Source organism: Pseudoalteromonas sp. AOP7-A1-14, from assembly GCF_052376275.1.
Classification (GTDB): domain Bacteria; phylum Pseudomonadota; class Gammaproteobacteria; order Enterobacterales; family Alteromonadaceae; genus Pseudoalteromonas.
On sequence record NZ_JBQSVO010000130.1, the window covers coordinates 1 to 9,844 of the forward strand.

Here is a 9,844-nt window from a genome sequence, read left to right on the forward strand (position 1 = left end):
GAATTGTTATATTTATTGGCGCGACATTAATAATAAATAAACAATTTACTATAGGGATGTTTATTGCTTTCCTAGCTTATAGACAACAATTTTCGAGCAGCACACAAACTCTGGTAGATCATATATTTAAGTTCAAGTTAGCCTCAACTTATTTACGGAGAATGTCTGATATAGTGATGCAAAACCAAGAGCAAGAAAACACCTCACTGACAATAACCAAAGAACAAGCAAAAGGCCACATTGAAGTTCGCGACCTGCATTTTCGATATTCAACATCCTCTCCTTGGTTATTTAAAGGAATAAACTTTAAAATTGATGCCGGAGAATCGGTGGCTATCATAGGTCGCTCTGGGTTGGGTAAATCATCGCTCCTAAAATTAATGACTGGATTAATCAAAGCAGAGCGAGGTGATTACTTGTTAGATGGACACTCGATAAAAATACTTGGCATGAGAAACTTTCGCTCAATGTGTGCAACGGTAATGCAGAATGATCAATTACTAAATGGTTCCTTAATTGAAAATATCTGCTTCTTTGAGCCAAAACCTGATCTAGATAAAATCACAGAAGCCATTAAAGGTGCTGCTATATGGCATGAGATTCAAAGCATGCCTATGGGTTTACATACTCAAGTTGGTGATTTAGGTAGCTCATTGTCAGGTGGTCAAAAACAAAGATTGCTTTTGGCAAGAGCGCTTTACAGTCAACCAATCATTTTATTTTTAGACGAAGCAACAAGCCACCTTGATGCTGCTACTGAATTGCAAGTAAATAAATATTTAAAATCAAAAAAAATAACTAGGGTCAGTGTTGCTCATAGGCAAGAGACAATACAAGCCGCAGATAGAATAATTGACTTAGAAGAATTAATTAAGACCCAAACGTTAGCCCAAGCTGTGTGATTAAATACCACGGTAAGAATAACAAAAGGAAGAGCTATGAAATTTACATCCAAACTAATCTATCAAGGGTTGATAGGTTTATCTGTCGTTATGCTTATCTCTGGCTGGCAATTAGGCTTTGCAGATAATGCCGAAGTTATATCAAAAGACTCTGTCACCATTGCGAAGGTTGAACGCGGTGATTTTTCAATTAAGGTTGATGGCTATGGCTCATTGCAATCAATCAATAAACGGCTTCTCACAGCTACAAGTAATGCGGTGGTTGACGAAATAAAACTAAAAGCGGGTGCTGTGGTTAACCATGACACTGTGATCCTCACTTTAAATAACCCCGAGCTAGAAAGTAAGCTCCGCTTGGCGTTAGCAAAGCTTAAAAATGCCAAAACCCAAAAGCGGCAAACCGTATTACTGCAACAGCGTGAGTTGTTAAATAACGAGTCAACCGTGTCAGAGCTAAAAGCACAATCTGAAATAGCCATGCTGCAAGTTGAAGCAGAACGTATACTGGCTAAATCAGGTATTGTATCGGGGATCAGCGCGAAGAAAAATGAGCTCGAAGCCAAACAGCTATCAAAGCGTATTAACCTTGAAGAATCTAAGCTTGATAAATTAGCACAGATGCAAAAAGAGTCGCTTTCAATTCAAGATGACTTAATAGCCCAAGCGCAAGACGAGTTTGATGTAGCCAAATTAATGGTTGAGCAACTTTCAGTTAAAGCGGGAATGAATGGTGTTATTCAACGCTTGCCTTTAAGTTTAGGGCAAAGTGTCAGTGCAGGCTCTGAACTGGCACTAATAGGGAGCCTCTCCCCTCTAGTTGGTGAAATAAAAGTACCGCAAATTCAAGCTCATTTAATTCAAATAGGTATGACAGCCCAAATTAGCACGTTGAATGACCAGGTGCGCGGCCAAGTAGTGCGTGTAGATCCTGTGATCAGCGAAGGTGCTGTACAAATTGATATTGAGCTCGAGGTTTCTGAATCAGACACCATGAAACCCATGCAACAAGTAGATGCGACTATTTTTGCCGATGTACAAAAAGAGGTGAATTATATAAAACAACCAACAGGTGCAAGCGAAGGCAGTTATGGCTCATTATTTAAACTCACAATGGATAACAAAGCCATTAAAGTTGAAGTGCAATACGGCAAAGCATCTGGCCAACTCATCCAAGTGTTGTCAGGGCTTGAGCCTGGTGAACAAGTCATTATTTCTACATTAGATATCCCCGCTGAAACAACAACAATAAAAATTGCTGGTTAAGGAAGAATAATATGAATACTGAAATTTTAAGAGTTAATAACCTAAGCAAGTCTTTTTCTAATGGCGAACAAGTCAGTCAAATTTTAAAAGGGATTAGCTTTACCGTGTACGACGGCGAGTTTATTTCTATTTCTGGGCCTTCTGGTTGCGGCAAGTCAACACTCCTTAACATTATGGGGCTGCTCGACACCCCTCAAAGTGGTGAATATTACATTGACGGTTTACTCGTCTCTGATATGGACTCAAACCAACGTGCGAAAGTACGCGGTAATCGTATTGGCTTTGTGTTTCAATCGTTTAACTTAATTGACGAAATGACTGTACTTGAAAATGTCGCTTTACCATTAAAATATCGAGGAGACTCGCTATCTTCACGTCATGCAAGAGCGTTAGATTGCCTAGAAAAAGTAGGTTTGGCTGATAAAGCTGATTTACACCCAAATCAAATTTCTGGTGGTCAACAACAACGCGTATCGATTGCACGCGCGCTAGCTGGTGATTCTGGCATTATGTTGGTCGACGAGCCCACAGGTAATTTGGACTCAAAAAATGGCGATGCAATCATGGCATTAATAAAAGACCTAAATCAGCAAGGCACCACGATTGTATTAGTTACCCATGATCCGCGTTATGCCGACATGGCTTCGCGCAATATCCAGTTAAAAGACGGTACTGTAGTTGCCCAAAGCGATGAGCTAGTGTCAAGCACGCCTGCAAATGTAGAACAGGTTGCTCAGCCATGTTAAAAACTGTCTACAATACCTTTAAACGTGCCAAACAATATTATTTTACTACTGTATTTACACTGACATTAACGCTCTCTATGGTGCTGAGCTCATTTAGTTTAGTGGACTTAGTGTTTTTCTCACCGTTGCCTTATCAACAAAGTGATAACTTATACTTACTTGAAGGCACGATTAATTCTAAAGGTTATTCAGGGCCCGCTAGTAACTCAAAAATAATGAGCTACATACAGAGTGAAAATACCGTTTTTACTGATGTTGCTGCTTACCATAAATGGACTGACTACAAGCTACTAGATAAACCAACAAGACCTGCTGTGGACGTAATACTTGCCACACATAATTTATTTGATCTACTCGGCGTACAACCCAAACTTGGTCGGTTATTCAACAAATCAGAAGCACTCGGTACTCAGCAAATGTCGGTCGTATTAGGCTACCGTGCTTGGCAAACCCACTATAATGGTGACCCGAATATTGTTGGTAAAAAAATACAACTCAACCAACGTCGCTTTACCGTTGTAGGTGTTGCACCTGACGATCTCGTATTACCCTCATACAGCAATATAAATGATGCAATATGGCTTCCCATTGATGCTGACGAAGCTTTTAACCCTAAAACATCTAACGGTTTTATGGGCGCGTATAAGAGTGTTGTTAGATTTAAGCCCACAGCCTCAGAGCAAGAGATCACGGAACAATTAGCTGACTTATCACTTAAAGGTGCACAGTTACACGCGCCTAATATTTTAAAAGATTTTACTGTCAATGCGCGTGTTACTGCATTTAATGATGCACTTAGGGGCGACAGCGGGAAGATTGTATTAATGCTATTATTGGGTGTGTGCTTATTAATGCTCATTGCTCTTATCAACCTTTCTAGTATGCAGCTCGCTAAAGCCATTACGCGCATCAAACCCCTTGCAATCAGCTTTGCATTTGGGGCAAGCAAAAAACAACTAATTATTGAAACGTTAAAACACAATATTTTACTTATTAGTATTGCAGTGTTACTTGCTTTAACACTTACTCAAATCGGCTTTATCGTTATTCAAAACCTAGCAGCTGACGCCATTCAACGTTTAGACACGCTTTCTCTTAGCTTTAATACTTTGTTATTTTCAGCTTTTCTGATTATTAGTATTGCCTCACTTTATTCATTTATAGAACTTAGTGTTGTGAAAGAGCAAAACTTAATGAGCAGCCTACAAAGCAGCGGTAAAGGAACGGGTAAGCAAATGAGTTCAGCCACCAGCCATTTACTTGTTGGTCTGCAAATTTTGTTTTCGTTTTTAGTATTAACCACTGCTAGCCACGTAGTTTTAGTAACTCTTTCTGAAGCACTCAGAAATAACGGACTGGATACAGAAGGTAAATATTCATTAACAATAAACTATAGTAATGTCGATAAATCCGGCGAACGTATTAATTTACACAAAGCAGTTAACCAGAGGTTGTTGGCGCTTAATAATGTGAGCAGCTTAGCTGTGTCATCCGAAATGAGGCTGCCAAAAACGGTTAATGTCAATCAAATATATAACGAAGCTGGACAGTATATTGCCCAAGCACGTAATAGCTTAGTAACTGCCAATTACTTTACTGAACTTAACTTAACGATAACGGGGAAAGGCTTTGCCAAAGGGGATGAACAACTAGAAAACCCACCGATCATTATCAATCAACGCCTTGCAGATTTACTTAATAAAAACAGTAATGAAGTACTAAACAGTAAAGTGAGTTTTGATAATAAAAGATATTACTCAATCATAGGTATTGTCAGCAACACCTATGTACCGGGCAGCCCTGAAAGTGAAGACTTTGAAGTTTTTACACCTAAAGATTACCCTGGTTGGCAACAATTTACATATTTGATTACTGTTGCAGATGAAAATAATGCAATTGCCCATATTCAACAAGCAGTATTAGAAGTAGATCAACGATTAGACATTAATAACATAGTATCTTTAACAAGTATGTTTGATGAAAAAAGGCAACGTCACTTAAATGCAGCATGGCTGGCTATTGTGTTGGCATCAACATCGCTGCTGATGGTGTGTATTGGCATAAACGGTATTGTTAGCTATTTAGTTAAAGTGCGCAGATATAGCTTAGGCGTAAAACTTTCTATGGGGGCTGACAATTATAGGTTACTAAAAGAAAGCTTATTAGAACTCATGCAACCCATAATAATGAGCTTAGTGTTAGCCTTTTCGTTGGCATTTTTAATTATAGGCTATTGTATGTCATTACCTGGGGTTGACCTGCCTATAGACTGGTGGTTAACAACGGTCATTTGGCTGGGTTTATTAGCGATATCAGTACTTGCCAGCTTTTTTCCGATCAACCAAACGTTACGACAAGATCCAATAAAGGCATTACGAAATGAGTAAACTTTATCTTATTATAGCGTTATGCTTCATTGCCTCATCATCCGTTGAAGCTATTGAAATAGATAATAGTAAGTGGACTAATCTCATAGAGTCTACAGGGCAAGAAACTATTTCATTATCACCAAATGGGGAGCTGGTTTTATTTTTACACCAAATTGAATACCCATCTATTGAATATTTATCTCAACAGCGCGTCGCATTAGCTGGTCTGGATTTTTATACTAATTTATCGAGCAGAGTTGATACTGAACAATATAGCCGCGCAACTTTATTTAATCTTGCAACAAACGCTAGAGAAGAAATTAAGACTCTAGAAGGAGTGATTGTCGATTTTAATTGGTCTCCTGATGCTAAAAAAGTCGCATTTTTAATTCAGCAGGGTGCCAATACAAACCTATGGTTGTACGATATAAATAACAATGTATCTAACAAACTAACAGATCTCAATTTATCCACAAGTCTTGGCGGAAGACATCTGCGATGGCTACCTGATGGCCAAAGTATTGTCGTCAAGCAGCGAAGTTTGCCAATAAAGACATCTGAGTATATACGTAAAAAACCCAATTTGTTGTCATCTGAGCTGCAAAAAGATCAAGGGCGGACCCATCAAAGCTTATTAATAAATGACGAGATGAAGAATCAGTTTACATCTATCAATCAAACCAAATTAGTGAAGATAGACCTCAATGGTAAAGTTTCTACATTAACTAAAAGTGGCTTATTTAATGATTTTTCCGTCTCTCCTGATAGTAAGTATTTACTGTATTCGATGCCACCGAGTGAGCTGTCATCTTATTTACCTTATAAAAAATGGGGGAGCGCTTATAATATCGTTAATATAGAAGAGCCAACTACCACATACAGCTTACCCAATTTAAACGATAAAATTAATCTACCTAAATCTAAAGATAGCGTACCTATTGGCGCTAGGTTAGTTAAATGGCTACCATCAGAAGACTCAACTGTGACTTGGGTCGAAGCGAGTGATAGAGGTGACATGTCTTTAGCTCAAACTTATCATGATCACATCTACAAACTGGTAAGTCCATTTGACGAGAATAAAAAACTGGTGCATCAAGTAAAATGGAGAGTTCACGATGTATTATGGGGCGTTTCAGGAATAGGTGTACTTCAGGAATGGCGCTATGATAGCAAACAGGCAAGAACTACTTTAATCAACGCCGAAACTTCTGTGAATTATTTAATCCATGAAAGAGATTATCGTGATAAGTTCAACGACTTTGGTGATCCACAGACTCTCCGTACGCCTGAAGGATATGAAGTTTTAGTTGAACAAGATAATTATTTATTTTTCTTTTCCTCAGGACAAAGTAAAGAAGGTATAAAGCCAATAGCTCAATCTTTTAATACATCGAATCACGTTGTTGAAACTATATTTTTAAGCAATGCTGACAATATAGAAATGCCCCTAAGAATCGCTAATGACACCTTAATAATAGAAAAGCAAAATAATACAAGCGCACCTCAATACTACGCATTAACGAGTAAAGGTTTCAAAAAACAGATTTCACTTTTATCAAGCGAAAATAAAAATAGTTTTGTTAACCAGCCACTTACTATCAATTACAACAGAAGCGATGGATTAAATCTGGTTGGAACGCTGCATTTACCTAACAATTATAAAAGGAATAAATCAGATAAAATCCCTGCTATTTTATGGATTTATCCTGATGAATTTAAAAATAAAAAACTTAGTCAACAAAATACAGTACGAACGAATTTATTTAGAGAATTTGATCCACTAAGCCCACTGGTATTTCTTCATGACGGTTTTGCCGTTTTCGAATCTCCCTCAATGCCAATCACTTCATTTAATGGGGGAGAGCCTAACGATGACTTCATTAATCAGATTCGTTTAAATGCCGAAGCTGCAGTCAATGCTTTAGAAGATACTGGCTCTATTGATATTCAAAGATTAGTTGTTATGGGGCATTCTTATGGAGCCTTTACTGTGGCTAACTTACTCGCGCATACAGATCTATTCAAAGCTGGTATTGCTCGAAGTGGTGCTTACAATAGGACTCTTACCCCTTTTGGATTTCAGGGTGAAAAACGTAATCTATGGCAAGCAAAGGAAACATATATTAATATATCCCCTCTAATTTATGCGGACAAAATAAATGAGCCTTTATTGTTAGTTCATGGTGAAAGCGATCAAAACTCGGGCACTTACCCAATGCAATCAATGAGAATGTATCAGGCACTAATTGCTAATAAAAAGACGACTCAGCTAATTATGCTTCCGTATGAAGGACATACATATCAAGCTAAAGAAAACCTATCTTACTTGCTCGTTCACCAGTCTGAATGGGTAAAGAAATGGCTAAACACTTCTGAATAATATGCTAAAACTATTTAATCCACGCCAAAAAGAGTTGCTTGAGCAACGCAAAACCGCCCATGAGACTTGCCGCTTGTTTAACAAAAGCCCCAGCAAAGGTAATTTAAAACGCATTAAGAGTTTATTTACTCAATGTGGTGAAGGCGTGATTATTGAGGCAGGGTTTCACTGCGATTATGGTAGTACACTTATTATTGGTGATCGTACCTTTATAAATATTAACTGCACCATTTTAGATTCTCCGCTACCTGAGTCGGCCATTAGTATTGGTAACGACTGTTTAATAGGCCCTAATGTGCAGTTATTAGCGGTATCTCACGCGGTTAACCCCACTGAGCGACTCAATAAAGAGAGTTTCACTAATCCAATATCTATAGGCAATAACGTGTGGATTGGTGCAGGTGCCATCATTTTAGCTGGCGTTTCAATTGGTGATAATGCTGTCGTGGGCGCAGGGTCAGTAGTAACCAAGGATGTAGCACCACGCTGTGCTGTGGCAGGCAATCCAGCAGTTAAAATTAAAGATATATAAGTTAGGTTCACAAATGAAAACCCTAGTAAGGTTAATCCACTAGACGCTACTTTAGGTTACGTTCATTTCTACAAAAATAATCACTTTAGCGCAATTAATTGTTGCGCTTTCAGTAGGCTTTGCTAATTTCATCTCTCGCTCAATTTTAACTCACCTTGTGTTAAGCTAAGTTAATTTACATTAGCGCTAATCTTATCTTCGGAGTAATTTAGTACGTGTTTTTAAATCGATATTTCAGCATTTTTCTCGTCGTTTTCATTTTGTCGGGTTGTCAAAGTACACCAGAAAAAGAAGTAACTACACATCCTCAGCAAACTATTAAAGCCAACATAGGAACGGTAGCTAGTACCCAAAAAGAGCCTGTAGAAAAAATAGCACCATTAAGTCCCAAAGAGCTGGATGATGTATGGCAACGAATTCGCACTCAGCTAAGCTTTAAAAGCTCAAACCACCCTGATGTGCAAAAACGTATTGCATGGTATTTAGCACACCCTAACTATATGGATGAAATAAGTATCCGTGCTACACCCTACCTTTATCATATCGTCACAGAAGTAGAAAAGCGTGACTTACCTATTGAGCTTGCTTTAATGCCGCTCATTGAGAGCGACTTTGACGCCAGTGCCTACTCACATAAGCATGCATCAGGGCTTTGGCAGCTTACACCATCAATAGCTAAATATTTCGAAGTACAAATATCTCCTTGGTATGATGGCAGGCACGATGTAATTGATAGCACTCGCGCAGCACTCGACTTTATGGAATATTTGTATGAACGCTTTGATGGTGATTGGTATCACGCTATTGCAGCTTACAACATAGGTGAAGGACGTGTCTTACAAGCAATTAAACGTAATAAAAAGCAAGGTAAACCGACTGACTTTTTTAATTTAAAACTACCATCGCAAACCCGTCACTATGTTCCTAAAATACTAGCCGCTGCTCAATTGTTAAAAAGTCAAAAAATGGCATTTCCACCTATCGCTAATAAAGAGGTTATTACAGCAGTGCCAATTTCTGGGGCAGTCATTTTAGCCGATAAAGAAAAGTGGCAACAACTAGAGTCTCTAAATTACGGTGTGATCCGTTTTCCAGCTGTTATTGATGCGCCGCATATCGTAGTGCCCACAAATGAAAAAACAGAGTTTCAAGCTATGCTCGCGAACCAAAAAAATAATGATTACAGCCAGTGGCAAGATTACACAATAAAACCCGGTGACAGCTTAAGTGTTATTGCCAAGCGCTACGCCTTAAGTGTTAGTCAGTTAAAAGCATTTAATAACTTAAAAAGTAATCGTATTCACATCGGCAAAAAACTCATTTTGCCGATGTTGGCGGACCAAGAAATTGAGCATAAAGTTAAATCTGGCGAAAGTTTATGGAAAATAGCAAAACATTATCAGGTTAGTATAACCAAGCTTAAGCAGTGGAATAACCTTTCACGCAATAGCTTAAAAATAGGTGAAAAGCTTACCGTATTCTTATCTAATAGTTAGCTCTCCCAATGCTCATTCGGCGCTAAAGCTCTTCCTAAAAGTGAAAGCGCCGTAGGCACAAGCTCTATTCATATCAGCTAGTTTTTCATGTTCAAAAAACATAATAGTACACATGCTAAAGACTAACACTGTCTTCTCCTGGAGCATTGATACTTT

General features: G+C 38.4%; 7 protein-coding genes. All 7 read left to right on the plus strand.

Annotated elements, in window-relative coordinates:
- A partial coding sequence (locus ACT3RM_RS15580; RefSeq protein ID WP_444511411.1) for an ATP-binding cassette domain-containing protein occupies positions 1-902 on the plus strand: 902 nt, incomplete at its 5' end.
- 36 nt (positions 903-938) lie between these two features.
- Positions 939-2,165, plus strand: a complete 1,227-nt coding sequence (locus ACT3RM_RS15585; protein WP_441993216.1) for an efflux RND transporter periplasmic adaptor subunit — start codon at positions 939-941, stop codon at positions 2,163-2,165.
- An 11-nt stretch (positions 2,166-2,176) separates the two neighbouring features.
- Entirely contained in the window at positions 2,177-2,911 is a 735-nt protein-coding gene (locus tag ACT3RM_RS15590) for an ABC transporter ATP-binding protein (protein ID WP_182734990.1), read from the plus strand.
- Positions 2,905-5,298 carry an ABC transporter permease gene (locus ACT3RM_RS15595; RefSeq protein WP_441836256.1) on the plus strand — a complete coding sequence of 798 codons (2,394 nt, stop codon included), beginning with the start codon at positions 2,905-2,907 and terminating at the stop codon, positions 5,296-5,298. The genes ACT3RM_RS15590 and ACT3RM_RS15595 overlap by 7 nt, the downstream gene beginning before the upstream one ends.
- Entirely contained in the window at positions 5,291-7,660 is a 2,370-nt protein-coding gene (locus tag ACT3RM_RS15600) for a prolyl oligopeptidase family serine peptidase (protein ID WP_441836255.1), read from the plus strand. The genes ACT3RM_RS15595 and ACT3RM_RS15600 overlap by 8 nt, the downstream gene beginning before the upstream one ends.
- A 1-nt stretch (position 7,661) precedes the next feature.
- Positions 7,662-8,192, plus strand: coding sequence for a sugar O-acetyltransferase (locus ACT3RM_RS15605; RefSeq protein WP_441836254.1), 531 nt, complete (start codon positions 7,662-7,664; stop codon positions 8,190-8,192).
- Between the two features lie 215 nt (positions 8,193-8,407).
- Positions 8,408-9,688 (plus strand): LysM peptidoglycan-binding domain-containing protein, encoded by a 1,281-nt coding sequence (locus ACT3RM_RS15610; protein WP_441995344.1) that lies wholly within the window; start codon positions 8,408-8,410, stop codon positions 9,686-9,688.
- Positions 9,689-9,844 lie beyond the last annotated feature (156 nt).